The 26,929-nt window shown below is 39.4% G+C and carries 23 protein-coding genes and 3 pseudogenes; 9 read left to right on the top strand and 17 right to left on the bottom strand.

What is annotated here, in order from left to right:
* Positions 1–517: 517 nt before the first annotated feature.
* Positions 518–2,023, bottom strand: coding sequence for a HEAT repeat domain-containing protein (locus CA730_RS06980; protein WP_096665566.1), 1,506 nt, complete (start codon positions 2,021–2,023; stop codon positions 518–520).
* Positions 2,024–2,169: 146 nt separating this feature from the next.
* Here CA730_RS06980 and CA730_RS06975 point away from each other — a divergent pair, with 146 nt between their 5' ends.
* Positions 2,170–2,454 carry a DUF427 domain-containing protein gene (locus CA730_RS06975; protein ID WP_096665563.1) on the top strand — a complete coding sequence of 95 codons (285 nt, stop codon included), beginning with the start codon at positions 2,170–2,172 and terminating at the stop codon, positions 2,452–2,454.
* A 270-nt stretch (positions 2,455–2,724) separates the two neighbouring features.
* Here the strand turns inward: CA730_RS06975 and CA730_RS06970 are convergent, their stop codons facing one another.
* Positions 2,725–3,159 (bottom strand): TOBE domain-containing protein, encoded by a 435-nt coding sequence (locus CA730_RS06970; RefSeq protein ID WP_096665560.1) that lies wholly within the window; start codon positions 3,157–3,159, stop codon positions 2,725–2,727.
* A gap of 110 nt (positions 3,160–3,269) precedes the next feature.
* On the opposite strand from CA730_RS06970, the gene CA730_RS25500 reads away from it, so the two are divergent.
* The 3 genes from CA730_RS25500 to CA730_RS06960 are packed head-to-tail and all read left to right on the top strand — an operon-like array spanning position 3,270 to position 4,442.
* The gene (locus tag CA730_RS25500) at positions 3,270–3,692 is read left to right on the top strand and encodes a DUF72 domain-containing protein (RefSeq protein ID WP_231940011.1); all 423 of its coding nucleotides are present in this window, start codon (positions 3,270–3,272) and stop codon (positions 3,690–3,692) included.
* Positions 3,625–4,017 (top strand): DUF72 domain-containing protein, encoded by a 393-nt coding sequence (locus CA730_RS25495; protein WP_231940009.1) that lies wholly within the window; start codon positions 3,625–3,627, stop codon positions 4,015–4,017. Before CA730_RS25500 ends, CA730_RS25495 begins: the two co-directional genes overlap by 68 nt.
* A complete protein-coding gene (locus CA730_RS06960) occupies positions 4,014–4,442 on the top strand; it encodes a hypothetical protein (RefSeq protein ID WP_096665557.1) in 429 nt (142 codons plus the stop codon). Before CA730_RS25495 ends, CA730_RS06960 begins: the two co-directional genes overlap by 4 nt.
* A gap of 124 nt (positions 4,443–4,566) precedes the next feature.
* On the opposite strand, the pseudogene CA730_RS25490 reads toward CA730_RS06960, so the two are convergent.
* The 4 genes and pseudogenes from CA730_RS25490 to CA730_RS06940 all read right to left on the bottom strand — a co-directional run.
* Positions 4,567–4,896 (bottom strand): annotated as a pseudogene (locus CA730_RS25490) (amine oxidase); the annotation flags it as partial.
* A gap of 440 nt (positions 4,897–5,336) precedes the next feature.
* Complete coding sequence (gene hisA, locus CA730_RS06950) at positions 5,337–6,110, bottom strand: 1-(5-phosphoribosyl)-5-[(5-phosphoribosylamino)methylideneamino]imidazole-4-carboxamide isomerase (protein WP_096665554.1); 774 nt, start codon at positions 6,108–6,110, stop codon at positions 5,337–5,339.
* Positions 6,111–6,174: 64 nt separating this feature from the next.
* Positions 6,175–6,468, bottom strand: coding sequence for a DUF3593 domain-containing protein (locus tag CA730_RS06945; protein ID WP_027403770.1), 294 nt, complete (start codon positions 6,466–6,468; stop codon positions 6,175–6,177).
* Positions 6,465–6,800, bottom strand: coding sequence for a DUF2499 domain-containing protein (locus CA730_RS06940; RefSeq protein WP_027403771.1), 336 nt, complete (start codon positions 6,798–6,800; stop codon positions 6,465–6,467). Before CA730_RS06940 ends, CA730_RS06945 begins: the two co-directional genes overlap by 4 nt.
* Before the next feature lie 114 nt (positions 6,801–6,914).
* Here CA730_RS06940 and csaB point away from each other — a divergent pair, with 114 nt between their 5' ends.
* Both csaB and CA730_RS06930 read left to right on the top strand, forming a co-directional pair.
* A complete protein-coding gene (gene csaB / locus CA730_RS06935) occupies positions 6,915–7,961 on the top strand; it encodes a polysaccharide pyruvyl transferase CsaB (RefSeq protein ID WP_096665551.1) in 1,047 nt (348 codons plus the stop codon).
* 52 nt (positions 7,962–8,013) lie between these two features.
* Positions 8,014–8,586, top strand: a complete 573-nt coding sequence (locus CA730_RS06930; protein ID WP_096665548.1) for a Uma2 family endonuclease — start codon at positions 8,014–8,016, stop codon at positions 8,584–8,586.
* A gap of 72 nt (positions 8,587–8,658) precedes the next feature.
* On the opposite strand, the gene CA730_RS06925 is transcribed toward CA730_RS06930, so the two are convergent.
* The 7 genes from CA730_RS06925 to purC form a co-directional block, all read right to left on the bottom strand.
* The gene (locus CA730_RS06925) at positions 8,659–9,996 is read right to left on the bottom strand and encodes a DNA cytosine methyltransferase (protein ID WP_096665545.1); all 1,338 of its coding nucleotides are present in this window, start codon (positions 9,994–9,996) and stop codon (positions 8,659–8,661) included.
* Between the two features lie 12 nt (positions 9,997–10,008).
* A complete protein-coding gene (gene lpxB, locus CA730_RS06920) occupies positions 10,009–11,175 on the bottom strand; it encodes a lipid-A-disaccharide synthase (RefSeq protein ID WP_096665542.1) in 1,167 nt (388 codons plus the stop codon).
* Positions 11,176–11,379: 204 nt separating this feature from the next.
* Positions 11,380–12,192: an acyl-ACP--UDP-N-acetylglucosamine O-acyltransferase gene (gene lpxA / locus CA730_RS06915; RefSeq protein ID WP_096665539.1), complete on the bottom strand. Its 813-nt coding sequence runs from the start codon at positions 12,190–12,192 to the stop codon at positions 11,380–11,382.
* 257 nt (positions 12,193–12,449) lie between these two features.
* Complete coding sequence (gene fabZ / locus CA730_RS06910; RefSeq protein ID WP_096665536.1) at positions 12,450–12,950, bottom strand: 3-hydroxyacyl-ACP dehydratase FabZ; 501 nt, start codon at positions 12,948–12,950, stop codon at positions 12,450–12,452.
* A 163-nt stretch (positions 12,951–13,113) separates the two neighbouring features.
* Positions 13,114–13,959, bottom strand: coding sequence for a UDP-3-O-acyl-N-acetylglucosamine deacetylase (lpxC, locus tag CA730_RS06905; RefSeq protein WP_096665533.1), 846 nt, complete (start codon positions 13,957–13,959; stop codon positions 13,114–13,116).
* 159 nt (positions 13,960–14,118) lie between these two features.
* Positions 14,119–16,479 (bottom strand): BamA/TamA family outer membrane protein, encoded by a 2,361-nt coding sequence (locus tag CA730_RS06900; protein WP_096665530.1) that lies wholly within the window; start codon positions 16,477–16,479, stop codon positions 14,119–14,121.
* Between the two features lie 51 nt (positions 16,480–16,530).
* Complete coding sequence (gene purC, locus CA730_RS06895) at positions 16,531–17,274, bottom strand: phosphoribosylaminoimidazolesuccinocarboxamide synthase (protein ID WP_096665527.1); 744 nt, start codon at positions 17,272–17,274, stop codon at positions 16,531–16,533.
* Between the two features lie 200 nt (positions 17,275–17,474).
* Here purC and metH point away from each other — a divergent pair, with 200 nt between their 5' ends.
* Both metH and CA730_RS06885 read left to right on the top strand, forming a co-directional pair.
* Complete coding sequence (gene metH, locus CA730_RS06890; protein WP_096665525.1) at positions 17,475–21,017, top strand: methionine synthase; 3,543 nt, start codon at positions 17,475–17,477, stop codon at positions 21,015–21,017.
* A gap of 364 nt (positions 21,018–21,381) precedes the next feature.
* Complete coding sequence (locus CA730_RS06885; protein ID WP_096665522.1) at positions 21,382–22,020, top strand: transaldolase family protein; 639 nt, start codon at positions 21,382–21,384, stop codon at positions 22,018–22,020.
* Between the two features lie 925 nt (positions 22,021–22,945).
* Here CA730_RS06885 and CA730_RS06880 read toward each other — a convergent pair.
* Complete coding sequence (locus CA730_RS06880; RefSeq protein WP_096665519.1) at positions 22,946–23,659, bottom strand: rubrerythrin family protein; 714 nt, start codon at positions 23,657–23,659, stop codon at positions 22,946–22,948.
* A gap of 172 nt (positions 23,660–23,831) precedes the next feature.
* On the opposite strand from CA730_RS06880, the gene CA730_RS06875 reads away from it, so the two are divergent.
* Positions 23,832–25,217: an aldehyde dehydrogenase gene (locus tag CA730_RS06875; protein WP_096665516.1), complete on the top strand. Its 1,386-nt coding sequence runs from the start codon at positions 23,832–23,834 to the stop codon at positions 25,215–25,217.
* A 116-nt stretch (positions 25,218–25,333) separates the two neighbouring features.
* Here the strand turns inward: CA730_RS06875 and CA730_RS06870 are convergent.
* The 3 genes and pseudogenes from CA730_RS06870 to CA730_RS06860 form a co-directional block, all read right to left on the bottom strand.
* A pseudogene (locus CA730_RS06870) lies at positions 25,334–25,852 on the bottom strand (RNA-guided endonuclease InsQ/TnpB family protein); the annotation flags it as partial.
* A gap of 76 nt (positions 25,853–25,928) precedes the next feature.
* Positions 25,929–26,105, bottom strand: a complete 177-nt coding sequence (gene rpmF / locus CA730_RS06865; RefSeq protein ID WP_039202630.1) for a 50S ribosomal protein L32 — start codon at positions 26,103–26,105, stop codon at positions 25,929–25,931.
* Between the two features lie 226 nt (positions 26,106–26,331).
* Positions 26,332–26,778, bottom strand: a pseudogene (locus CA730_RS06860) (hypothetical protein).
* Between the last annotated feature and the right edge of the window lie 151 nt (positions 26,779–26,929).

Genomic DNA, 26,929 nt, shown 5'->3' with positions numbered 1-26,929 from the left:
ATTTTTTTTGCAATAAACTAGGTAAGCTAGTTTTGACAATTACCCAAGGCGACCCTTTTGAATTACCTGTAAATAGTTTTATTCTAGATTTTCCTTCTCTTATTATCAAGCCTAATCCTGAACTTTTATATCCGCTCAAAGAAAGAGTAATATCAACAATTAATCGCTTGGAATTAAATGATTATGACAAGTGTATTGACGGAAGCAGGACTTACGCGACCGGCACATTAGTAGGGTGCGTCAGACTGCATAAATCTTGCAAATAAACAGATTGTTGATATCTGACGCACCCTACAACAGATTTTTAGTGTGACACTTGCGTAAGTTCTAGGAAGATTAGAATGGCTAAAAACTTACTATGAAGATAATTATAGTTTCGACTCTTTAAAAAGGAAAGCTCCATTTATTGCTTATGAATTAGAACGTGAAGGGTTAGTAGAAGTAGACAAGATAGCAAAAATTATGGGTGTGAAAATATAACCCAGCAAAGAGAAAAATGGAAAATCTTTTTGATAAATCAAGAATGATGCCAAGCTTGATAAAATTCTGGATAGGGCATATTTTGGGCGCAATTCCAAATCAAATCATAGTCTTCACTATCTAGTTTATAGCTACGTAAAGCTTGCACCACCAAGAATATATCTTTATTGCTAGTGACTATCTTTCCTAAGCTTTTAGCTGCTAGTTTATGGGTGTACTCATTCTGTGATTTATCCAGAAGTTGCACTAATGCGGCAATAGCTTTTTCATTGTTCATACCTATATTGCCTAAGCTTTCTACGGCGTAGACAATAATTTCATCATTTTCTGATGTATTTATTATTTGTAATAAAGCGGAGATAGCTTTTTCGTTACCAGGATCTATATTCCCCAAACTTTCGGCTACTTGCACAAGGATGTACTCATTCTCTGATGTATCTAAAAGTTGGCATAAAGCAGAAATAGCTTTTGCATCACCTTTGCCTAGTTCTCCTAGTGTGTAAAGGGCTTGACTAATCGCTTCATCATCTTCTGAAACATTTAAGATTTGGATTAAATCGGCAATGGCTTTTTCGTGATCAGGTTCTATTTTCTCTGGAGTTGTGGCCGCTTGGAGAATAACGGCTTTTTCGTGGTTATTGTCTATTTTCCCTAATCTATAACCTGCCAGCCAACGGGTATATTTATTACCTGATGTATCGAGTAATTGTACTAAAGCAGAAATAGCTTTTTCATTGCCAATACCTATTTTTCCTAAGCTTTCAGCTACTTGCCAATAAATAGCATCATTTTGTGCTGTATCTAAAATTTGCACTAATGCAGAAATAGCTTGTTCATTACCATAGCCTATTTCTCCTAAGCTTTCAGTCGCTTGCTTACGGATATCATTATTATCTGATGTAGTGATAATTTTTACTAATGCAGAAATAGCTTGTTCATTACCATAGCCTACTTTTCCTAAGCTTTTAACTACTCGTCTACTGATGTCCTTATCCTCTGACGTATCGAATAGTTTTATTAAAGCGGAAATGGCTTTTTCACTACCAGATCCGATGGTTTCTAAGCTGGTAATGGCGAGAAAAAGGGTAAAATTTTGTTGTAATGTGTTGATTGATTGGACTAAAGTATCTATAGCTTTGGTTTTGTCGGTTTCTTGAAGTCCTACAGTGACTTGCTGTTCAATGCTATTGAAACAATAATAATCTAATTTCCAATTTACCAGTTGTTGAACTATGTTATCAGCTTTTGCAGATTCTGGGAATTGAGCGATCGCTGCTGCTGCTAAAAAATAGGCGCGATAACCATAAAAACCCTTACCCTGATATGATACACAGCCATCTTCAAAATTGACCAAAGCTTGAATAAATGCCTCTTTTGACTCTTGGGGTACATCCTCGCGTCCAAACCAGGATAATATTGCTGGTTGCCATAGGGGGTCAAAAATGCGGTATGCTTGATCGTCTATGGGTTGATTTTGATGGTTTTTGGGCAAGAAGACATCCCAGTCATCAATCACTGTTGTGGTAAGGTCTGCTGGTTTCATAAATTTACTATAAATAATAAAAGTTATTTCGATATTGATAGGTGGTATTTTGAAAAAAAATTACTAAAATTCAGTGTACCACGTTAATAAATCATCATTTTCAATGTAACAATATAAAATATTAACTTTCTTTTCAGACTCAAATCATGGTAAAAGCAATTTGGAATGGTGCTATTTTAGCCGAAAGCGATAATACCGTAGTTGTCGAAAACAATCATTACTTCCCCTCTGATGCTATTAACAAGCAATACTTTAAAGACAGCAGCACTCATACCACTTGTCCTTGGAAAGGTATTGCTAGTTATTACAGTATTGAAGTTGATGGACAAGTTAATAAAGATGCAGCTTGGTTCTATCCTAGCACCAAGGAAAAAGCTAAAAATATCGAAGGTTATGTTGCTTTCTGGAAAGGCGTAAAAGTCGAGGCTTAGACTAAGATTAAATGTAAGCATTCAGCCGGCAGTTATCAGATATCAGCAAGAATTGAAGCCACTATAGCCAGGGAATTTATTCCCTGTCTAATAGCTAAAGTCGGTTTTAACCGACTAATTTTTCTATCTTGTTGAAGTTTGATAAAGTTTACAGCATATTATTGCAGATTAATGAGGTACAGGATCTAAATTGAAAGCCAGATAGCAAGGCATTTTTACCCCTGAATCCTGAATCCTGAATCCTTAATTATGCGGTATTTACATCTATTTCTAATCTTTGGCGATAACAATATCATTAGATTTAATCACAGCATAGGCTTCTGTCCCTTCCGATAATTCTAACTCCTCAGCCGAAACCCTAGTAATCATTGAAGTTAATTCAACTTTATGCACAATTTCTAAAGTTATTTCGGTATTTATACTGCCTGTAGTTACTCGTTTCACAATTCCTTTTAAAACATTACGAGAACTAACTTTTAATGCTTTTTTGGGACTAACAATTTCAAATTCAAGATTTTTTGTTTGTACTTGTTCTGGTGACGTTGATGATGATATAGACGGTGCTGAATATTGTTTCAGTCCCCGGACTAATTCTCGCAAAATTTCGGTTTTAGTCCGTTGGGAACTTTGACAAAATTCTTCTAAAATCTTGCGTTCTTCTTCAGATGCTTGAAATGTCACCCAACCTTGATCTTTTCTTGGCATAAAACTACTAATTTATTTAGTAAGTATAATCTTTATACAATACTATCAATAATCAATGTTTTTTACCTACTTGTACAATTAAAGAGAACATATCAAAGCATTTTAATTTTGTGAACTTTTATATCGGGTGTGCAGTTTGGGCTTATAAGGCTTGGGTGGGTGAACTTTATCCTCCAGGAACTCGCAATGCTGACTTCTTAAATCTTTACAGTCGCCGCTTTAGCACTGTAAAAGGAAATACTACTTTCTATGCCACACCTAATGCAGAAACCGTTACTCGTTGGGCGACAGAAACGCCACCAGGGTTTGAATTTTGCCTGAAATTACCGCAAAATATCACCCACCAAAAATTACTACAACCCCATATTCCCGAAGCCTTAGCTTTTTTGGAGAAAATGCGCCCTTTACGTACTCATTTGGGTCCCCCTATTTGCCCAACTCCCTCCCAGCTATTCTCCGGCTTTAATGGACGATTTGACGGCTTTTTTGATGGCTTGGCAGCGCACAGAGACACCCTTAGCAGCGGTATCTAAGCCAGAGGTGGTTCTCTCCCCAAGCGTTAACTTTCCCTCAGCGGACAAGGTAGTTGCATTACTGCAAATTTTGATTGAGTTTAGTGTAACCGCGCCTTTTACTTTAATTCGTTTTATCTCTCAACCACAGTTGTCAATAAATCAAATACTTATGGAAGAGTGGGTTAGGCAAATTCAAGCATGGTTACAAGCAGGAATAAAAATTTATTTCTTTGTGCATTGTCCCCTAGAATATATGTCTCCTCATAATGCCCGTTATTTCCAACAGTTATTAGAAGAAAGTGGTAATAATATAATACTTATCCCTCTAAGGAGATTTAAATGAATCGGCTGCTTTATGAAAGTTCTGTTGCATATAAAGGATATCTAATTATTCCTTTTGTTTTTAGTAAAGTTGATGATTATGAAATTCATTCATATAAGTTATTAACGGAAGTTGGACATAAAAGCCGTTTTCATGGTTCGGAAAATCCAGCGGCAATGTATAGTAATACTGTTACCAGTATTGTTGATATTGCTAAAGAACATATTGATATAAATATAGACTTTGTTAGTCAAGGTGATTTTTTTCAATCACGCTATGTTTATCGTCATAATCTAATTATTGTTTATCAAAGAAATGGTAGATGTTATTATGACCATTATGCACCAGACTCATTAACTAATATTGCCGCCCCCAAATTATTTTCATCATCTTATGAATGTTTAAATTGGGTGCAAAAAGGTTTAGAGGGAAGAAAAAGAGCCTAAATTATGTAGGTTGGTTTGACGTAAGGAAACCCAACATTATAGCGGTTTTCGTTTGAGTGAAATACAAAAACCCCAACCCCAACCCCCTCCCCGCAAGCGAGGAGGGGGCTTTTTAATTCTTGTTTTATGGCAACCAGAAATTAGGTAAAATAGATTTACCCACATCTCGAAAAACTTCATTGATATTTCTGGCAAATTGGATATGATTTTCGTCTGCTTCTACTGGTAGAATATTGGCTTTTTCCCCAGATTGTAAATAGGAAATAGCTAAATTTGCAGCTTCTAAACCTGTGACATAAGCCTTTTCTTGTTACCATGAACCATGACGATTAATAATCCAATCTCCACTCATAAATAGATTGTTTGAACTTGTTTTTGATGGTAACAGATAACGATAACTACCAGGGGCGAAATGTGTCACTGCATTTGCTAAACGAATCACACTACTATCTATCCGGCATTCCGCACTTCAAAATGTCACATATTTATACTTCAAAAAATGTTACCAAATTAGTATAGTTTTATTAAGTATTAATCCTGATTTTTCCTGGTGGTAATGCGATAGCGAAGCGCTCCGTAGGAATCGCTATCTGACTATTATTAGCCCTATAATGGTAATCTTGGTGTATTACAAAATGAAGTGCGGAATGTGGGATAATGTATCTGATTTCCAAGAATGCTGGATATGATCTAGAAATCCAGTTTGATTTTTGAACAGATAAGTAGATAAGGAGGGTGTGTAAAGCCCATCAAGTATTTGGTGCGTTAAGGATTTCATCCTAACACACCCTACAAAACTAATAAACGAACCACAGAGAACACAGAGAGAGAAGAAATATTTCTCAGAACCTTTGTAGAGAAATTCCAGAGAACATCTCTACAATCTTTTTCATTTTAAGCAATACTAGAAATACCGAAATCGGGAGGAATATCTTGCAGTCTTCCCGGTCCAATAGCTTGTAATCCTTCTTTGAGGATAATATCACCAGTATACAAGGCTTTCCCCACTATCACACCTGTGACACCTTGGGGTTCTAAGGCTAATAAACTTAATAAATCGGTGACGGAACTTACACCACCAGAGGCAATTACGGGTATGGAAATTGCTGCTGCGAGTTCTCGTAATGCGTCTAAATTGGGTCCTTCTAATGTGCCGTCACGGTTGATATCAGTGTAAATGATGGCTACTGCACCTAGTTCTTGCATCTGTACTGCTAGTTGGGTGGCTAATACTGTTGATGTTTCTAACCAACCACGAGTTGCAACTAAGCCGTTACGGGCATCTATGCCAATAATAATTTGTTGGGGAAATTCTTGACAAAGTTCTTGGACTAATTGAGGTTGTTCGACGGCGACAGTGCCGAGAATTGCCCAATTTACACCCAAGTTAAATAATTGTACGACACTGGTGCGATCGCGCAATCCTCCCCCAACTTCAATGGGTATGTCAAGATTATTTCTAATGGCTTCTATGGCGGCTAAGTTGATAATTTTCCCAGCTTTTGCCCCGTCTAAGTCAACTAAATGCAGTCTTGTCGCGCCTTGGTCTGCCCACATTTTCGCTACTTCAACGGGGTTTTCGCTGAATACTTGCGATCGCTCGTAGTCTCCTTTATATAGTCGCACACAGCGACCTTCTAGTAAATCAATTGCGGGGATTACTTCCATTTATTTTTTTCCTGATAAACAATAGTTTTTTCTCACGCAGAGGCGCAGAGAAGAAAGACGGAGTTTAATTTTTGCTTTTTAATTCCTGTACTGCTTGGCGAAAACCTAAGACTAGTAAGATGTTAGCAAGGGTTAAAAAGATTTCTGCACCACCATGTAACCAGTCTACATTGGCTAGTTGTTCTCCGTACTGCACTTTGGCGTAAATGGCGGCGGGGATGGTGATGGCGACAAATACCAATGTGCCGTAAAATCCATATAGGGCTAAACGTGGCATTTGTGGACTGCGGCTAATAAACCACAAGAAACCCAAATAGGGAAAGAGAGAGAGGGCAAAGAGGGTTTCTTTTGATATCATTGTTCTGATTTGATAGATTGTGTCTCAGTGGGCTTTGCAGACTTGGTTGAACGCCAAATTACATAAGCTGCCGCCCAAAGGGTAAAGTTACCAACTAATGTCATGGTAGCTTGTAGGTTGACTAACCATTCTAATGATTCAGAATTGTCGAAATAATGCCAAGTACAAGCACACATTGCGCTAATTAAGGCTGGTAACATGGCAAAGGACAATCCCCACCAACTACGATTTTCTGTAAGTTCACCATATATCCAAATTAGCCAAATTGCGGCTATCCACTCAATGACGCTAGAAATATGAATTATCCAGGTGGGGATTGAAAGTACGTGCATAATTGTTTGTCAGTTGTCAGTTGTCAGTTGTCAGTTGTCAGTGGTAGATAACTAGGTTAAAAAAAATTGGTAGTCCAAAATCTAAAATCTAAAATCTAAAATCTAAAATTCAAAATGGGGAAAATGCGGGTTTTATTGTCTGGGTATTATGGTAAGGGTAATGGTGGTGATGAAGCTTTGTTAGCCACACTTCTGCAAATGCTACCACCTGATGTTACTCCTGTGGTGCTTTCTGGAAATCCTGAAGAAACTCATCGGCATTATGGTGTGGAATGTTACAACCGGATGGCGGTTTTACAGGTTATCAAGGCTTTGCGTTCTTGTGATGCTTTTGTTTGGGGTGGAGGAAGTTTAATTCAAGATGCTACCAGCAGCATTAGTCCTTTGTATTATGGCGGATTGATGGCTTTAGCTCAAGTTATGGGTTTGAAGACTGTGGCTTGGGGACAGGGTATAGGTCCTTTGTTGCATTTCCAAACTCGTTGGTTAGCGAAGGGGAATTTTGCAGGTTGTACTCAAGTGAGTGTGCGCGATCGCTCCAGTTCTCGGTTATTATCAGATTGGAGTATACCCCATATCCTCGCCCCTGACCCAGTTTGGGCATTGGAATCGAAGCCAGTCCCGGAATTAGTAGATTTACCAAAACCCAGAATTGCTGTTACTTTAAGAAATCATCCTCAATTGACAGAAAATAGGTTAGCAAATTTAACTCAAGCTTTAGTTAATTTGCAAAAAGAAACCCAAGCTTTTATTTTATTATTACCATTTCAAAAAAGCGAAGATTTAGGAATTGCGGAAAAAATTCATACTCAATTACCAGATGTGAGTAGAGTTCTTTGTTCCGAAGATCCACAAATTTTAAAAGGTGTATTTCGTGGTGTGGAAATGTCCATAGGAATGCGTCTCCATAGTTTAATTATGGCAGCTAGTGAAGGTTCTCGTTGTTTTGCTTTGAGTTATGATCCCAAAGTCAACCGATTAATGGAAGATTTAGAAATACCTGGTTGGGATTTAAAGGATTTACCAAATGATGTAGATTTAATTAGTAAAACTTGGATTGATTATTATAATAATAGTGCGGCTTTGTCATCTCGTAAAATTCAATCTTTAGTAAATGAGGCTTTTCTGCACCGGGATTTGTTAAAGGAAGCGTTAAAATGAGATTTATTCCATAATTTAGTTAAGGTTGATATCATCCTCAAGGAGATTCATCATGAAAGCTATCACCGTCAACTTAAACCCCATTATCCAACTTACCGACAACCAATTTTATCAACTCTGTCGAGAAAATCCTGAAGTCAAATTTGAACGTAATGCAGACGGAAAACTATTGATAATATCACCTACAGGAGGAATAATAGGAAATCAAAATGCTGAAATTGCAACAGATTTTGCTCTTTGGAATCGTCAGAGTAAATTAGGAGTTTGTTTCAATTCTTCCACTTGTTTTAAACTTCCCAATAGTGCAAATCGTTCCCCTGATGTTGCTTGGATAAGAAAAGATAGATGGGATAAACTTACATTAGAAGAACAAGAAAAGTTTTCACCCATTGCCCCAGATTTTGTTTTAGAATTAATATCACCCAGTGATAGTTTGCAGGAAACGCGAGCAAAAATGCAGGAATATATGAATACTGGAGTTAAATTAGGTTGGTTAATTAATCGGAAAATGGGTCAAGTGGAAATTTATCGTCTTGGTAAACCAGTAGAGATATTAGACTTTCCTCAAGAATTATCAGGTGAAGATATTTTACCAGGATTTATTTTAAATATGGAAATTATTTAGGGATAGATATTATTCATTCATTCGCAACACCAGATATAAATTTCTAGAGAACTTATAAAAAACCACTCCATCTTATCTTCTTATTACCTCTGTGTCCTCTGTGTCTCTGTGGTTCGTTAAATCCGAAAAATTCATTTCTCTTCTAGTTCTCGGTTCTATAACATGGGGGTTTACTCCAAAATATTTTGCTGCTGCTGACATATCAAGTGTTAATAAACTAATATCCCCTAAATCTTGAACACCTTGAGGTTGAGAAGATGTGATATCTAAAACTTTAATAATTTCCCCTGCGACTGCTTGCGCTAGAAGTGGCGGTACAGAATTACCAATTTGTCTAAAACCATGCCATTTTGTCGGATGAAATCTAAACCAATCAGGATAGGAATGTAACCGCGCAGCTTCTCTCACAGTAATACATCTAGGAATAAAAGGATGTATAGGACGAGGAGAAGTAAATGCACCTTTATTACTAGGTGTTCCTGCTCTTAACGTATTACATAAACCATGAGGATCAAGTTTATGAAAACGACTAATTGATTCAATTTTACCATGAGGTGTAGATGCAAATCTATCCATAGATTCTGGTGAATGCTTACTTCTTAAACTTGATGTTAGTAAAGTAGGATCATATTGACGTTTATAGGAATAGTTGTTTTTTGCAGTCGCAAGATTACGCAGTTTTTTAGCATAATTACTAGATTTGCCAAAATCTGTGAATATCCAATCTTGTTGATATAGTTCTTGATAGTTTTCTATTACTGGTAAATCTTGTAATGCTTCCCAAACTGTAGGAGTTAAGACTAATTTATTCGCGGAAGATTGGTTGGATTTTGCGGGGAATGTAATTTCTTCTGGGTATTTCGGTAATTCGATATTTTGACGTGAACCTAGTAAAAATAACCTTTCTCGATTTTGGGGTACTCCATAATTAGCTGCATTTAAAACTTGATAATTTGCATTAACTTGATAACCACTTTCGGAAAATTGACTAATGATTTCAGCGATAAATTCTTTGTGTTTACCGACTGTCATTCCTTTGACATTTTCCAAGACAAAAAACTTGGGTTGTAATTCTACAACTAATCTAATAAAATGGAAGACTAAAGAGTTTCTTGGATCATCAAACGAACGTTTTCCCATTAATGAGAAACCTTGACAGGGAGGACCACCAAAAACTACATCAATTTCTTGATTAGCAATTTGAGAACTATTTCTAATTTCTTCCCCTGTTGTTTCTTCAACACTTTTGCATAACACCGTCCAAAAGGGAAAGTTAAATTGATGAATTGCACAATGAATTGGATCTATTTCCACAGATGCAAGGACATCAAAACCGGCTTGTTCAAAGCCTAATGTCATGCCTCCTGCACCTGCAAATAAATCAACTGCAATTGGTCGTTTTTTTGCCATTTTAACTATTATCTACTTTTTCATTGCTAATATTTCTTTAGCTGTACGATCGCACACTCCCAATTCTCCCAAACAATGGCGCATTTCTTGATAATTGGTCAAAGTTTGTTGTCTTTTTTCAGGATTTAATAACAATTCCATAGCAGCTTGGGTAATATTCTCGGCTGTAGCTTGTTCTTGTAAAAATTCTGGGACAATTTCCCGCATGACAACTAAATTGACTGGAGAAGCAAAAGGAATTGAACCTTTAAGAATATGACGCGCAATCCAAGCTGTAAGAGGATGAAGACGATAAACTACAACTTGGGGGACATTTAATAATGCTAATTCTAAGTTCACTGTTCCCGACTTAGTAATGGCAAAATCAGCCGCTGCTAAAATATCTTGAACGCCTTGTTTTTGAGTTGATACTATTGTAGCTTTTAACCCATATTCTTGAATTGCGGCTGTAATTGGTTCTTTAAATGTTTCCAAGGATAGAGGAATCCAAAAATGTACATTTGGTAGTTTAGATTGAATATTTTGGGCAGCTTGAAAAATTATTGGTAGAAGATATTTTAATTCTTGATGACGGGAAGCTGGTAAAAGAGCGATCGCTATTTCTTCTACTTTAACTCCTAATTTCTCCCTCGCAGTTGTCCGACTAGGCGCGTTTGCCATTCTATCAATTAAAGGATGACCTACCCAAGAAACCTTTGCCCCATTTTGTTGATAATATCGGGCTTCTTCTGGGAAAATTGCTAATAGTTTATCTGTAAAAGCAACAATGCGGTTAGTATTCTGAAAACTCATAGACCATACCCACTCTTGAGGAGCGATATAATAAGCCACAGGCACATCAGGCAAATTTTCCTTCATGAATGTACCAATGCCCAAATTTGGACCCATATAGTCAATGAGAACCACTAAATCCGGGGGATTTTTCTTCAAGTGAGCGATCGCTTGCCGTTGTACTCTTAAAGTAGGAATAACATAAGGCAAAGACTCAATCAAACCCATTGAACCAATACCGCTGGTATTACCCAAAATTTTCGCCCCAGCTTCCGCCATTTTATCGCCACCCAAGGCAATAATTTCCAATGTCAACCCCGCAGCCACAGATTGGCGTTGAAGTGCCTTAATTAATAGCGAACCCTGTAGATCTCCAGAAACTTCACCGGTGCTAATAAATATTCGCATTTTTAGATATTAGATATTAGATATTAGATTTTCATGTCCTTTCCTACCCCATTCCCCCTTAAAAATTACCTATTTTCTTCGTCTTCTTCGTCTTCTTCTTCCTTCGTGTTCTTCGCTTCTTCGTGGTTCATTCAATCCATATTCTGTCCACAAAAACAGAGTAAAATTTGAGGACGGGAAAACCCCGCCCCTACATCTGACTGACTATTCATTGACGGATTTTTTACCTTTTCCGGGAATTAAACCGCGTCTTCCCGGCATTTGGGAAAGTAACAAGAAACGGCGAAGATGTTTTAATTCCTCTGTATCTCCTAAATTTTTCAACTCCTGCAAAGCATCTTTAAATAAAAACTCAGAACGGTAGAGAAGACGGAAAGCCTTTTTAATTAATTGAAAGTCACTTGCAGGCATTCCCGAACGTTTTAATCCTACCAAATTGAGTGATCGCACTTTTGCCGGATTTCCTTCCACCAACATATAAGGAGGTACATCTCTATCAATGCGTGTCATTCCTCCGACCATTGACATTCCCCCAATATGGACGAACTGATGCACACCTAAAACGCCGCTCAGTCTAGCTCGCGATTCAATATGTACATGACCTGCCAAAGCCACAGAATTAGCAATAATGACAGAATCCTCAATCAGGCAATTATGACCTACATGAACATAAGCCATCAATAAATTGCCATTGCCGATTACTGTCGCTTCACCCCTACCAGTAGCGCGGTTAATCGTCACATACTCCCGAATGGAATTATTATTGCCAATTTTTACCCAAGTAGGTTCTCCCACATACTTGAGATCCTGTGGCTGCATACCGATAGCTGCACCGGCGAAAATCTGATTTCCCGTACCAATTTCACAAGGACCCTCCAGAACAGCATGAGCGCCAATTACAGTGTCTGCACCAACTCTGACATTTTCTCCAATCACAGCATAAGCGCCGACTTGCACTGTTGGGTGGAGTTCCGCACTAGTATGTATGACAGCAGTTGGATGAATAAGTGTTTTCAAAGGTGAATCTCCAAAACTAAGTGCTAGTTGTTAATTTATTCAGTTAAGAAATGTGTCGGGCAAAGTAAGTTATGTGTGAGGGCGAAAATTCAGAATTAGCCAAAAGTTGTGTTTAATTTATTTAGGCTTGCTTGAGGTTGCAAGGTATCTAAACATTAGCCATTGAGATTCAATATTCCTCCTACTTCTTTCTTCTTTCTTTCTTTCTTTCTTCCTCCTGACTCCTGACTCCTGACTCCTTGCATTAATAATGACCTTTAACTAATCAGAGAAAACATTAGTTCTCCTTCAGCGGCTAACTGTCCGTCAACTTCCGCTCGTCCTTGCATTTTCCCGAAACGACGCTGTTTTACCCACAACAGTTCCACCGTGATCACCAGTTGATCCCCAGGAACAATTTGCCGACGAAACCGGACTTTATCAATACCAGCAAATACAAACAGTCCTCCTTTGGAGTCCGGCATTTGCGTCATCACAATCCCCCCAACTTGTGCCATTGCTTCAATAATTAACACACCGGGCATGAGCGATCGCCCCGGAAAATGCCCTTGAAATTGGGGTTCATTAAAAGTAACATTTTTAATACCCACAGCCTTCTTACCAGGTACATAATCAATAATCCGATCTACCAGTAAAAATGGATAGCGATGGGGCAAAAGTTCCTGAATTTCCTCAATAGTCAAGGTAGTTTTAATTGTCTGTTTATCCTCACTTGATGTATTTACTTCCTGAGAATTAGGTTCGGTAATAGTGGACATTAGTTGTAAGTTATTTGAATGATTAGACACTAGGAATAGGTATAGCAGGGAACAGGGAGCAGGGAACAGAGAACAATAAATAGAACTAAAAGTATAAATACTATCTTACTTTTTGATTACTGTTTCTCTCTTGCTCTCGGAAACTGCCATCAATTCAGGCATTTTAGAACAACTCTAAAATTTTTCTGGCTAGTTGAATGTGTAAATTATGACTAGCTTTGTACGCCAAAAAATGAGCAACAGGGAAAGTTCCCAGTAAACTTAGATCTCCTACTAGATCCAAAATTTTATGACGGACTGGCTCATTTGCAAATCGTAATGGGGGATTTAGCCAACCTTTAACCCCGCAAACCAGAGCATTATCCAAACTCCCACCTTTAATTAATCCCGACCTTTGCAGATATTCAATTTGATCCTGTAACCCAAAAGTCCGTGCCGGCGCAATTTCTACCGCAAAATCCGCCGCAGACTTTTCCAAACAGGACATTAATAACCAACTGTGCCATTGATTACCAATTGCCGCCAAATTAAAATCTATCCCATAGCTAAATCGAGTGGCCGGTGCAGGTAGAGCGCAAACAAAAGCATCACCCTCATAAATCCAAACTGGTTCAGTAATAACAGGTGCAGGTAAATTATGCGCCATTTGGGCTACTATTCCCACCTCAGCAATTCTTTCACACCAAATCCGCGCCGAACCATCTAAAAGTGGCACTTCCGGTCCATCAATTTCAATTCTGGCGTTATCCACCCCCATAGCCGCCAAAGCTGCCAGTAAATGCTCCACAGTGCGAACACAGACCTCATCCTTACCCAACTGAGTAGAAAGCACAGTCTTACTCACAGCTGCAACCTGAGCAGGAATCATGGGTGAATTTGGTAAATCTACCCGCACAAAAAAGCGGTTACTCTCCGGTGGCGCAGGTAATATTCGCACCTGAGTATTAACACCACTATGCAAACCCACACCAGCTTGGGTAATTTCCCCAGCTAACGTATGTTGTTCCATCGCCCAACAATCCCCATATTGTAGTTAGTATTGCTTATTATTAAGGAACAGGAGTCAGAAGGTAGGGGCGCAGGGCATGCGCCCAAAAAAGATTCAGGAGCCAGGAGTAAAATTCTTAGCCACCGACCACCGACAACTGGCAACTGACCACCGACCAATTTAAAATCTTTCTCCAATCCCAAAATTGATCCGACTATCACCTTCATCAGTGACACCATAATCTATACGAATTGGTCCAAGTGGAGATTGCACCCGCAAACCCACACCATAGCCATAGCCATTACCATTTTTCTTTAACAATTGTGCAGATTGGGTACTACTTCCCAAATCACTACCATAATCAAAAAATAGTGCGCCACTGACCACAGAGAACACAGGGAAGCGATATTCAACCGCAGCTTGGATATACTTACTACCCGTACCCAATCTGCCTTCGTCATAACCCCGAACCGAGTTACTACCACCCAGAGTAAAGGTTTCATAAGGAGGTACATCGCCAAATATAGTTCCGCCTTGGAGGTTAAATGCTAAAGTTTGCGGTTTTTTGCTAAAGCTAATCAATTTAATCGGTAGATACTGACTATAGTTACCTCGTAACCTAGTCATAAAAATACTACCTGAACCCACAGGTACAGATTGATCAACTCCAAAGCTGAGAAAAGAACCGTTTGTGGGTTGTAAGGAATTATTGCGGAGATCCCTTTGTGCGCCCAGCTTGAATAGTAATAAATCATCTTCCCCGGAAGAAGAAAGGGTAAGGGGAATTCTATCACTGATGATTTTACCATTATCATCAAATATTGCCCCTTCCTTCCTTAAATTTCCGTCAGCATCACGACCAGAAACCCGTTGATACTGTAGTCCCGCAGAAGCCAGCCACTCGGAACTTTTGAAAGGATTGGCAGACAGGGGACGAGTAAAGGTAACACCACCACCTAACCGAGTAATCCGGGGGCGATCTTGTTGATTTGTATCAGTAATATTATCAGGATTAAAGGTTTCAATGTTATTATCTTTACCTTCAAAAATCAGAGAAATAGAACGACGACGGAAAATATTTGCTGTATATGAAGTTCGATAAGGATCACCACCAATCCAAGGATCAGTAAAGCGGAGGTCAAATAGTAGTTCCCGTTCTCCTAACTGTACCTCTGTCCCTAATTTTTGGTTTCTTCCTCCCAGGTTTTGCTGCTGATAGCTAACAGTTCCAAATAAACCACTAGCGGAACTGATACCCGCCCCGGCAGCAATAGAACCGCTGGTACGTTCAATCACATTGACTAGCACATTTACTTTGCTGGGGTCACTACCAGGGGCAAGAGATATAGGTTCAGTATCTGGCGGTTCAAACAATCCTAATCCATATACCCGTGCTAAGTCTCTCTGTACTGTATTGCGATTGAATACCGTTCCCGACTTTAATTCTAATTCTCGCGTAATAATATAATCCTTTGTCCGTCCCCGAATTGGGTTGCCTTTGTCGTCTACGTCTTCACCATCTTTGTTACGGAATCGGACTTTCACGCTTTCTACAACCCCTTCGGCAACTTGGAGGGTAACAACTCCATTGTCTGAGACTTTGGGTGCGCCAATTAAGTTAGCCAGCACATAACCTTGATCTTGATAACGCTTTGTTAATTGCTTGATGCCTTCGTTTAATTCCCGCAAGTTGAGAATTTTGCCATATTGATTACTAAATATTTCGTTGGCTGTTCCAGCAGGAAGGACAGAGGCAACTGCTGTGCCAGGATTTGCGTCTAATTCTACTTTGGAGAGAGTGGGATTGGGGGTAACAATAAAACTGACTCGCACACCCAGAGGGGTATCTTCTGGAAATGCTTGGACGTTGGAGAAAAACCCAGTTCTAAAAATCGCACTAATATCTTCTTGAAGTTGGGAACGGGTGGTTGTTTGTCCGGCTTGGGTACGAATTACTTTATAAACTTCGGTTTCTAGTTCGGGGGTGATTTGTCCTGTTTCTGATTTAATTGCTACCTCTGACACCAGTACACGGGCTTCCGTTGCTTCTGGACTAGATTCAGTCGCAGGAGGTTGGGTCGGTTTTGCTGGGGTAGTTACTGTGGGTTGTGGTGTAACTTCAGATTCCGTCTTGATTGTTGAGGGAGTTGAGTTTTTTTGAGTAGGTGTAGCCGCAGGGGGTTGAGTAGTCTCTGGTTGGGGGACTTGTGCGGTAATGGGAACTATTGTGGTTTTTGGGACAATAACAGATGCTTTGTCTACTGCGGCTGAATTGGGCGTGACGACTTTCGCAATCGGAGAAAAGTGATTAGATTCTTTTTCTCCAACTATTGGCAATGCGAGGGCATGGGATGTCAGATTTTCACTACCATCACTTTTAACAGGATGCTGTTTTTCTGGCTGATTTGTTTCTGCTGTCAAAACTTCTGTGGTCTGTGGGTGACTATCAGTAGCTTGGGCGTTTGCTTTGACAGAAATTGCTAAAGGGACTGTCATGGCTACCATAGCCATTAATCCGGGTGTTAAATGTTTTTTAATCATATTTCTCTTCACTACCACACACCATTATTTGTTAATCACTGGAAAAATTACTTACTCAGCTTTGTAGCTTTCTACTACTTTTAATACTCTCTGTAAAACCTCCTGATAGGCATTTTCTACGTTTCCTAAGTCACGACGAAAACGGTCTTTATCCATAACTCGACGGTTAGTATCAGTTTCGGCTATGTCCCATAGACGACAGGTATCGGGACTAATTTCGTCGGCTAAAAGCACTTGCTGTTGTGAATCTACGCCAAATTCCAGTTTAAAGTCCACTAGGGTAATTTGACACTTTTCCCAAAACTGCTTGAGAAATTCGTTGATTTTCAAGGCAAGATGGGTAATTTGAGCAACTTGTTCCGGTGTGGCTAATTCTAGGAGAAATAGGCGATCGCTTGTCAGTAGAGGATCACCTAGACTATCATCTTTATAATAGAATTCCACCAAAGGCTGTGATAACACAGTTCCCAGTGCTAACCCAGTTTGCTGACACAGGCTACCAGCCGCAATATTTCTGACAACCACTTCTAAGGGGATAATTTTTACAGCCTTAACTCTCATCAAATTGGGGGCTGGACTATCAATAAAATGAGTTTTAATCCCCTGCATTGCCAATTGTTGGAATAGTTGACTAGAAATACTACAGTTAATCATGCCCTTGTTTTCAATGCTGCCTCGTTTTTGAGCATTAAAGGCTGTAGCATCATCCTTAAAATCAGCCAACAAAATCTCTGGATCATCTGTGGCATAAAGAATTTTAGCTTTGCCTTCGTAAAGTTTAGAATTAACAGACATGGTAGTAGATACTGTTTTCGGTAATGGACTGCTGAAATCTGAAAGTTTCACTATTTTATTTTTGGTTAATCTGTTGTGGTTCTTGAGTAAGATCACATCACTGCATAATACGCAACAATTGAAGCTAGACTACCTCAGTTTGTAAACGGATAATAAATTAAGTCTAGTATTACAAAAATAACTCTATTCTTTCACACAATATGACCCATCCTTTTCTCAAACACCTCTATAGTCCAGAACGTCCCGTTATCGTCTTTGACGGCGCAATGGGAACCAACCTGCAAGCCCAAAACCTCACCGCTGAAGATTTTGGAGGCGCACAATATGAAGGTTGTAACGAGTATTTAGTTCACAGCAAACCCGAAGCCGTCGCCAAAGTTCACCGTGATTTTCTCGCTGCTGGCGCTGATGTCATTGAAACTGATACCTTTGGCTCTATGTCCATCGTTCTCGCAGAATACGACCTAGCAGACCAAGCTTACTATCTCACGAAAAAAGCCGCCGAACTTGCCAAAAGTGTTGCTGCGGAATTTTCCACTCCCGAAAAACCCCGATTTGTGGCTGGTTCTATCGGTCCAACCACCAAACTTCCCACCTTGGGACATATTGACTTTGACACCATGAAAGCCTCTTTTGCTGAACAAGCAGAAGCCTTATTTGATGGTGGTGTGGATTTATTTCTCGTCGAAACCTGCCAAGACGTGCTACAAATCAAAGCCGTATTGAATGGAATTGAGGAAGTTTTTGCCAAAAAAGGGGAAAGACGCGCCTTAATGGTGTCTGTAACTATGGAAAGCATGGGAACAATGCTGGTAGGGACAGAAATCAACGCCGTAGTTACTATTCTCGAATCTTATCCCATTGATATTCTCGGCTTAAATTGTGCCACCGGTCCCGACTTGATGAAACCACACATCAAGTATTTATCAGAACATTCCCCCTTCGTAGTTTCCTGTATTCCCAACGCGGGTTTACCGGAAAACATTGGCGGTCAAGCCCATTACAAGCTTACGCCCATAGAATTACGGATGGCGTTAATGCACTTTGTTGAAGATTTAGGTGTCCAAGTGATTGGGGGTTGCTGTGGGACACGACCAGCACACATTCAACAATTGGCGGAAATTGCTAAAGAGTTAAAACCAAAAGTTAGACAACCAAGTTTAGAACCATCCGCAGCATCAATCTATACTACTCAACCTTACGAGCAAGAAAATTCTTTTTTGATTGTGGGTGAACGTCTCAACGCCAGTGGTTCTAAAAAATGCCGTGACTTACTCAACGCCGAAGATTGGGATGGTTTAGTCTCAATGGCGCGGAGTCAGGTGAAAGAAGGCGCACATATCCTGGATGTTAACGTTGATTATGTGGGACGTGACGGCGTGCGTGATATGTACGAGTTGGTTTCTCGCATCGTCAATAACGTGACATTACCATTAATGCTCGACTCCACTGAATGGGAAAAAATGGAAGCGGGTTTAAAAGTGGCTGGAGGTAAGTGTTTACTCAATTCCACCAACTACGAAGACGGTGAACCACGATTTTTGAAAGTTTTAGAATTAGCCAAAAAATACGGTGCTGGTGTCATTATTGGCACAATTGATGAAGATGGTATGGCGCGGACAGCAGAGAAAAAGTTTCAAATTGCCCAACGGGCTTACCGTCAAGCTGTAGAATATGGGATTGCTCCTACAGAAATATTCTTTGATACTTTAGCTCTACCGATTTCTACTGGGATTGAAGAAGATCGGGAAAATGGCAAAGCCACCATTGAATCCATTCGCCGCATTCGCCAAGAACTGCCCGGATGTCATGTCATGTTGGGCGTTTCTAATATATCCTTTGGCTTAAATCCCGCCTCCCGCATAGTCTTAAACTCAATGTTTTTACATGAAGCCATGAATGCGGGCATGGATGCAGCAATTGTCAGCGCGAGTAAAATTTTACCCCTGGCTAAAATTGAACCTCAACATCAAGAAGTTTGCCGACAATTAATTTATGATCAACGCAAATTTGATGGTAATGTCTGCGTTTATGATCCTTTGGGAGAATTAACCACAATTTTTGCCGGAGTCAAAACCAAACGGAACACAGGAATTGATGCCAGTTTACCAATTGAAGAACGTTTGAAACGGCATATTATTGACGGTGAACGCATTGGTTTAGAAACTCAATTAACAAAAGCTTTAGAACAATATCCTCCCTTACAAATCATCAATACTTTCTTATTAGACGGAATGAAAGTTGTCGGTGAATTGTTCGGTTCTGGACAAATGCAATTACCTTTTGTCTTACAATCTGCCGAAACCATGAAAGCTGCGGTTGCTTATTTAGAACCGTTCATGGAAAAGTCGGAATCTGGCAATAATGCGAAAGGAACTTTTGTGATTGCTACTGTCAAAGGTGACGTTCACGATATTGGTAAAAATCTTGTAGATATCATTTTATCTAACAATGGTTACAAGGTAATTAACCTGGGAATTAAGCAATCTGTAGAAAACATCATTCAAGCTTACGAACAGTATCAACCTGATTGTATTGCCATGAGTGGATTGTTAGTAAAATCTACCGCTTTCATGAAAGAGAATTTACAGACTTTTAATGAAAAAGGAATTACTGTGCCGGTAATTTTAGGTGGTGCAGCTTTAACTCCTAAATTTGTCAATCAGGATTGCCAAGGAACTTATAAAGGTAAAGTTGTTTATGGCAAAGATGCGTTTTCTGATTTGCATTTTATGGATAAGTTAATGCCTGCAAAAACAGCAGGTAATTGGGATAATTTACAGGGATTTTTGGATGAAGTTGTAGAAAATGGACATCAATCTGTTGAGGAAAATAGCAGGCAAGGTTCCCACCCCACAATAGATAATTCTGATCTTAAAAAAGAGGTTGATACTCGGCGTTCTGAGGCTGTGGCTGTAGATATTGAACGTCCGCAACCACCTTTTTGGGGAACGCAGTTTTTACAACCTGATGATATTTCTTTGGAGGAATTATTCTGGTATTTGGATTTACAAGCTTTGGTAGCTGGACAATGGCAATTCCGCAAACCCAAGGAACAATCTAAGGAGGAATATCAGGCGTTTTTAGCTGATAAGGTTTATCCGGTATTAGAAGAGTGGAAACAGCGAATTATTGAGGAGAATTTATTACATCCTCAAGTAATTTATGGCTATTTTCCTTGTCAATCTGAGGGGAATAGTTTATTGATTTATGAAACGAACCACAGAGGCGCAGAGGACGCAGAGGTAAGAGCTAGTTTTGAGTTTCCGCGTCAGAGGTCTTTTAATAGGTTATGTATTGCGGATTTTTTTGCACCGAAGGAGTCGGGAATTATTGATGTTTTCCCTATGCAAGCGGTGACTGTGGGGGAAGTTGCAACGGAGTTCGGACAAAAGCTATTTGCCGATAATAAATACACGGACTATCTGTATTTTCATGGTATGGCTGTACAGGTAGCGGAGGCCTTGGCGGAATGGACTCACGCCAGAATCCGCCGGGAGTTAGGTTTTGGTGATTCTGAACCGGACAATATTCGGGATATGTTGGCGCAGCGCTATCAAGGTTCTCGGTATAGTTTCGGCTATCCAGCTTGTCCGAATATCCAAGATCAGTATAAGCAGTTGGAGTTGTTGGGAGTTGATAGGATGAAGATGCACATGGATGAAAGTGAGCAATTATATCCTGAACAGTCGACAACGGCGATTATTACTTATCACTCTGCGGCGAAGTATTTCACGGCTTAATCTATCCCTCAGAAGGCTTAAAAGCCTAATTTTATATTGGTTAGGACTTACGCATTGACAGGATCAACCAAATATGAGGTATGGGTTTCGGGCATTTTAACGTGATTTTTTGATGATTTTTAAGCGATAGCGAAGCGCTGCTGCAAGCAGTTCGCTATTGAGCAGAAGTTAATCACCAAAAGCCTGAAACGACGGATTTTCGTTCATCCACATCATCGTGAATTTGTACAGTGCGTAAGTCCTATTGGTAATGAAAAGAAAGACTCTATGCGGTTAAAACCGCAGGATTCGCTTGTATCTCAAGTCTAAAGACACTGAGCTTTACGCTTACCGAATGCTCTTGTAAGAATTTATCAGGATGATTATGGCACTTTATTTAGATTCAGCTATTGCCGCAGAAGCCGAAATCGTTAAACATTGGGGTTGGGTTAAAGGTATTACCACCAACCCCACATTATTAGCGCAAGCTAACACCCCACCAGCAATCACCCTCAAAACCTTAGTTTCCTTAACTTCGGGTCCTGTATACTACCAACTCCTGGCTTCAGATAAAGAGAAAATGATAGCCGAAGGGAGAAAAGCCTTTGAAATTATTGGTTCTCAAACCATCTTGAAAATTCCCGCTACACCGCTAGGATTTGAGGTAGTAGCCATCCTTTCTTCGGAAATTACCTGTTCCGTCACTGGCATTTACAGCCCCGCACAAGCCGCTGTAGCTAAGGAAGCGGGGGCAAAAATTGCGATCGCCTATGTAAATCGGGCAGAACGTTTGCTAGGAGCCGGTATTGCCTTAGTCCGCGATATGTCCAGCATCCTCAAAGGCAGTGATGTGGAAATTTTAGCAGCTAGTATCAAGTCACCAGCAGAAGCAGCCGCATCTCTTCAAGCCGGTGCAAATCATCTCACCTTACCTTTGACAATGTTGCAAGCGATCGCCACCCATGAATTTTCCCATCAAACCGTGATTGATTTTGCGGCTGGAGGAATTGGTTTAACAATTTAACTTGATCTCACTTCAATCCTATATAGAGAAGACTCTTAGTGAATCAATGAAGGGTTTCACCCCTCATCCTGAAAACCTGAATTTTGCATAATTAGAATACTTTAAAATCGGGTTTATAGTCATAGACAAAATGCCTTTAAAACCAATGAAATCAAGCTATGTCAGGGATGATGGGTGTGACCCCCTATTAATTATTCTCGAAAAATATAGGTTAAAAACTGTTAGAGATTAACAAATAACAAAAATAAAAATAAATGCCAAATTGGCAACCACGATGAAATTATCCAAGCTAAATTATATTAGACAAGCAAAAACAAGAGAGTTGTTAAAACGCTGAATCAATTAACAAAAGACTCTTGTAGAGGTTGTCTAAAAAATAAATAGAATTAGTATTTGCTGCATAGGAATACCTGCTAAGTATAGACGTTATCGTTAACCTGCAAATTACCCCCCTAATTAGCGGTTTTTGTCTATATGAATAAAGTTCCTAATCGCTTCAGCAGCAAATGGTAGAGTGGGAGAGAAAGGCGCTTGGTAATGCCTCCTCCCACTCTCTTTTTTTTGGGTACTTTTTCCTAAGCTGTCACGCATTTAAATTGCTGGTTGAGATAAGGGAACAGGGAACAGGGAATTTTCTTCTTCTTTCTCCTGACTCCTAACTCCGAACTCCGAACTCCTATCTCCTGCTATTAAAACATCTTTGTTGCAGCAATTGAATTGACTATACAACTTTTTCTATTTTAACAGGCTTAGAAATATAGTCATCCATGCCAACAGATAAAGATTGATCTCTATCTGATGGCATGGCATTAGCAGTCACGGCATATTTGTCCTAATTACAGAAATCCCTCTTCTATATTTTATACGTTATCAGAGAAGAGGGAGCATCAGTAGATGATGGGGAATTTACTTAGATTAACTTTTATTAAGCGGCAACTTTTTCCTCAAGGGGTTTAAAAGTTTTCTTGGTTGCACCGCAAATAGGACAATGCCAATCTTTAGGAATATCTGCAAATGCAGTACCTGGTGCAATTCCTGAATCGGGATCACCTGTCACAGGATCATAAATCATGCTGCATTGTCTACAAATCCATTTCTGGGTTTGCGGATCTTCACTGACAACTCTAGTCACAGCGTCTCCACCGTTCAAGACTTCTAAGGCTTCAGTGTAGCGATCTGCGTGATAATTTTCAATGAATTTAAGCAACCCAAATCGGTGAGCGGCGGTACGAAATGTGTTAGCGTGATCACTAGATTCTTGAGCTTGCTGGAGAAATTCTGCCGCTGCGGGATGATCTCGATCATGTTCAGCAGCAGCAGCGAATTCAGGATACATGGTTGTGTATTCATAGGTTTCACCTGCGATCGCTAAAGATAAACAACGAGAGATGATTTCCCTTTTTTGTTCATCAGTTAAAGCTGCTGCATCTTCAACAACAAGTTCTGGATGTAATAATTCAAAATGTGCGAAAGCGTGTTCAGTCTCTTGATCTGCTGTTTCTTTAAAAAGTTTTGCTAAATCGGCAAAACCTAGTTTACGTGCGACTGCTGCAAAAAATAGGTATTTACGATTAGCCATTGATTCCCCACCAAAGGCTGATTCTAAATTTTGTAATGTAGTAAAATTGGATAAATCCATAATTTGCGAATCTCAATGAGAGGTTGTTGCCTAATATTAAAACACATTCGTAAGAATTCAGAAGTATAGCTAACGCCACGCTGCGCTATCAGAATGAAGCATGAAAAACATTTTTCTTTTATCTTCCCTGTTCCCTGAATCATTACACACATTCTTTAAGATTTGATTAACAATGATTACCAACGAATTACCAAGATGCGTCGAGATTATTGCCAAACAACGCCAGTTTTTCCAAACTGGTAAAACTAAAAATGCTACTTTTCGTATTGCCCAACTTAAAATACTAAAACAACTAGTAATTGAGAATAAAGCAGCAATCATTCAAGCCTTAAAAGCTGATTTACATAAACCTGAATTTGAGAGTTATGCTACGGAAATCGGTGTGAATAAAGAAATTGATTATGCCCTCAAACATATCAATACTTGGACAAAACCCAAAAAAGCAGCCGTTCCTTTAGATTTATTTCCATACTCGGCTAAGATATATCCAGAACCGTTAGGAGTAGTTTTAATTATTGGTCCTTGGAATTATCCCTTTCAGTTAATTATCTCACCTTTGGTTGGGGCGATCGCTGCGGGAAATTGCACTATTATTAAACCTTCAGAACTCGCACCGCATACTTCGGATTTAATTATAAAACTTATTCATAAATACTTTGATCCAGAATATATTACAGTTGTCCCTGGTGCAGTAGAAGCTAGTCAACAGTTACTAGCAGAAAAATTCGATCACATCTTTTTTACCGGTGGTACAGCCATTGGTAAAATAGTGATGGAAGCTGCTGCCAAACATCTCACTCCGGTAACTTTGGAATTAGGGGGGAAAAGTCCTTGTATCATTGATACAGACATTAATCTAGAACATACCGCCAAACGCATCACTTGGGGTAAATTTATTAATGCTGGACAAACTTGTATTGCCCCGGATTATTTGTTGGTAGATGCAAAAATTAAACCAAATTTAGTCAATGCTTTACAAAAATGTCTGCAAGAATTTTATGGAAAAAATCCAACTACTAGTCCTGATTATGCCAGAATTATTCACCAAGAACATTTTGACAGATTAGCTAATTTACTCAAATATGGTGAAGTGATTATTGGTGGAGAAACTCACCGTGAACAACTTTATATTGCACCTACTTTGTTAGAAAATGTTTCTTTAACAGATCCGGTAATGCAAGAGGAGATTTTTGGTCCAATTTTACCCATCATTGAATATACAGATATCAATGAAGCTATTACCTTGATTAACTCTAGACCAAAACCCCTGGCTTTATATTTATTTTCTCAAAACAAAAACCTGCAAAAACGTATTTTACAGGAAACATCATCTGGGGGAGTATGCATTAATGACACAGTCATGCAGGTTGCTGTTTCTTCTTTACCATTTGGGGGTGTGGGTGATAGTGGGATGGGTAGCTATCACGGTAAAGCTGGTTTTGACACCTTTTCCCATTACAAAAGTGTCTTGCAAAACACATTTCGTTTGGATATAAATTGGCGATACGCACCCTATCAAGGTAAATTACCGCTGTTGAAAAAAATTATTGGTACTTAATCAAAATGGCTAAATTATTTGATCCTCCATGCAGGGGTTTAGCACTGCTAAACCCTTACACATTCGGGTTTTCAGTAATTTTTTGACACTCCCCGTCTCTTTAGAGACGGGGATTCTTAAATCAAAGACATGACTTGCTCGGACAGGATTTCTCCAGCACGAGTAGAGGACTTATCTCCTAAAGCGTTGCTCATGTCTAGCATGAAAGTTACCGTATGCCCTACGGTACTCAATCCTCGACTCAGGATAATTAAGGCTGCATTTTCATCTCTATCCATCACACAACCGCATTGACAAATATGCGTTCTAGTGGATAGAGATTTTTTAACAATTTCACCACAGTTAGAGCATTCCTGGCTCGTGTATTGCGGATTAACCGCTACCGTGACCCTCTTGAATACGAGTCCGAAATATTCAAGCCAGACACGAAACTTATACCAGGATGCGTCGTTAATAGACTTATCTAGACAATGATTTTTCACCAGATTTTTAATTCTCAAATCTTCATAGGATATCAAGTCGTTGGGCCGAACTACGCACCGTGCTAACTTCACAGCATGGTCTTTACGTTTCCTATTTATTTTGAGGTGGCGTTTTCCTAAAATCTGCCTAGCTTTGCCTCTATTTTTTGAACCTGTAAAAATTCAAATCTCAGTCGTCACGAGTATAAATTTGTTCTAACTCCTGAATTGGAGACTACTGAATTTTTCTCTAAGATTCTTCTGTTTCTTCTTCCTCAATTGCTGGATAGACGAAGTTTGAACGACCACTTAAAATTGATTTACCAAGGGAGATAGCTTTTTGCGCTTCCACAGCAGCTTTGTGTCTCCAGGTAGCGCGGCGTTTATCTCGTTTAGATTTTGATGTTTTCTTCTTAGGAACAGCCATGACAGCGGTATATCGTGTTTCTTGACAACCTTCCTATTGTAAGCGATTAATTGACTTTTGACCGGAAATTTTAGATTTTAGATTTTAGATTAAACAAGTTGGCATGGGTTCCCGTTCCTTGAGAACGGAAAAGTCTTAAATCCCAAATTTTCCAACTCTACACTTGAGGGTGGAGTCAATCCAAAATCGAGTGACTTGGGCAAAAGCGGTACGGGAGTATGTCACTCTACTGATCAATTAACAGTAATAAGCGGGCTGTTTTAAAATAAGTTGTCCAATTTTGGGGATCTGGTAGTTTTTGCCATTGAGGACGACTGACTTCTAATGATAAAATTGGGGCGATCGCTCCCCGATTTTGTGCTGAAATAATAAAGGATACTTATGTAACTAAAATATCTTGATCAAAGCTGCGTTGAGTTGCGGCTCTAGCGGTTGATTCTGCCCTTCTTAGAACCGTTCCGTAGCTTTCCTCTGATAAACGGTCTAGCAGTAAATCTACTCTAGCTGTGTAAGCTTGGACAATCTGCGGAGCGATCGATTCTGTCATTAACCATAAAGGAACTGCTAATAACAGCCACACTCCACTATGAATAACCTGGATTTTTTTGCCAACTTGGCTAATAATTGAAAAGGGGATCACGGAAAATGATTGTTTTGCATCAATCCTGAACATAATCTTCTAACTCCTGAATGACCGATCATGGAAATCGAGTGGAAGTATTTTACGATTATTTATGTTATGTACACTACAACTAATTTCAGCAATAAGTGAAAATTAACTAAACTATAGCAACGGACAAGGTGCAAAAGGACATCAATTGACA

It is taken from the genome of Dolichospermum compactum NIES-806, assembly GCF_002368115.1.
Taxonomy (GTDB): Bacteria; Cyanobacteriota; Cyanobacteriia; order Cyanobacteriales; family Nostocaceae; genus Dolichospermum; species Dolichospermum compactum.
The sequence above is the reverse complement of the archived record's forward strand: the minus strand, read 5'-3'. Positions and strand labels throughout refer to the sequence as shown.

Excerpts from the sequence above, each read along its gene's own strand:
- CA730_RS06980 (WP_096665566.1), bottom strand. The coding sequence starts at position 2,023 with ATGAAACCAGCAGACCTTACCACAACAGTGATTGATGACTGGGATGTC.
- CA730_RS06975 (WP_096665563.1), top strand. The coding sequence starts at position 2,170 with ATGGTAAAAGCAATTTGGAATGGTGCTATTTTAGCCGAAAGCGATAAT.
- CA730_RS06970 (WP_096665560.1), bottom strand. The coding sequence starts at position 3,159 with ATGCCAAGAAAAGATCAAGGTTGGGTGACATTTCAAGCATCTGAAGAA.
- CA730_RS25495 (WP_231940009.1), top strand. The coding sequence starts at position 3,625 with ATGGACGATTTGACGGCTTTTTTGATGGCTTGGCAGCGCACAGAGACA.
- CA730_RS06960 (WP_096665557.1), top strand. The coding sequence starts at position 4,014 with ATGAATCGGCTGCTTTATGAAAGTTCTGTTGCATATAAAGGATATCTA.
- hisA (WP_096665554.1), bottom strand. The coding sequence starts at position 6,110 with ATGGAAGTAATCCCCGCAATTGATTTACTAGAAGGTCGCTGTGTGCGA.
- CA730_RS06945 (WP_027403770.1), bottom strand. The coding sequence starts at position 6,468 with ATGATATCAAAAGAAACCCTCTTTGCCCTCTCTCTCTTTCCCTATTTG.
- CA730_RS06940 (WP_027403771.1), bottom strand. The coding sequence starts at position 6,800 with ATGCACGTACTTTCAATCCCCACCTGGATAATTCATATTTCTAGCGTC.
- csaB (WP_096665551.1), top strand. The coding sequence starts at position 6,915 with ATGGGGAAAATGCGGGTTTTATTGTCTGGGTATTATGGTAAGGGTAAT.
- CA730_RS06930 (WP_096665548.1), top strand. The coding sequence starts at position 8,014 with ATGAAAGCTATCACCGTCAACTTAAACCCCATTATCCAACTTACCGAC.
- CA730_RS06925 (WP_096665545.1), bottom strand. The coding sequence starts at position 9,996 with ATGGCAAAAAAACGACCAATTGCAGTTGATTTATTTGCAGGTGCAGGA.
- lpxB (WP_096665542.1), bottom strand. The coding sequence starts at position 11,175 with ATGCGAATATTTATTAGCACCGGTGAAGTTTCTGGAGATCTACAGGGT.
- fabZ (WP_096665536.1), bottom strand. The coding sequence starts at position 12,950 with ATGTCCACTATTACCGAACCTAATTCTCAGGAAGTAAATACATCAAGT.
- lpxC (WP_096665533.1), bottom strand. The coding sequence starts at position 13,959 with ATGGAACAACATACGTTAGCTGGGGAAATTACCCAAGCTGGTGTGGGT.
- CA730_RS06900 (WP_096665530.1), bottom strand. The coding sequence starts at position 16,479 with ATGATTAAAAAACATTTAACACCCGGATTAATGGCTATGGTAGCCATG.
- purC (WP_096665527.1), bottom strand. The coding sequence starts at position 17,274 with ATGTCTGTTAATTCTAAACTTTACGAAGGCAAAGCTAAAATTCTTTAT.
- metH (WP_096665525.1), top strand. The coding sequence starts at position 17,475 with ATGACCCATCCTTTTCTCAAACACCTCTATAGTCCAGAACGTCCCGTT.
- CA730_RS06885 (WP_096665522.1), top strand. The coding sequence starts at position 21,382 with ATGGCACTTTATTTAGATTCAGCTATTGCCGCAGAAGCCGAAATCGTT.
- CA730_RS06880 (WP_096665519.1), bottom strand. The coding sequence starts at position 23,659 with ATGGATTTATCCAATTTTACTACATTACAAAATTTAGAATCAGCCTTT.
- CA730_RS06875 (WP_096665516.1), top strand. The coding sequence starts at position 23,832 with ATGATTACCAACGAATTACCAAGATGCGTCGAGATTATTGCCAAACAA.
- rpmF (WP_039202630.1), bottom strand. The coding sequence starts at position 26,105 with ATGGCTGTTCCTAAGAAGAAAACATCAAAATCTAAACGAGATAAACGC.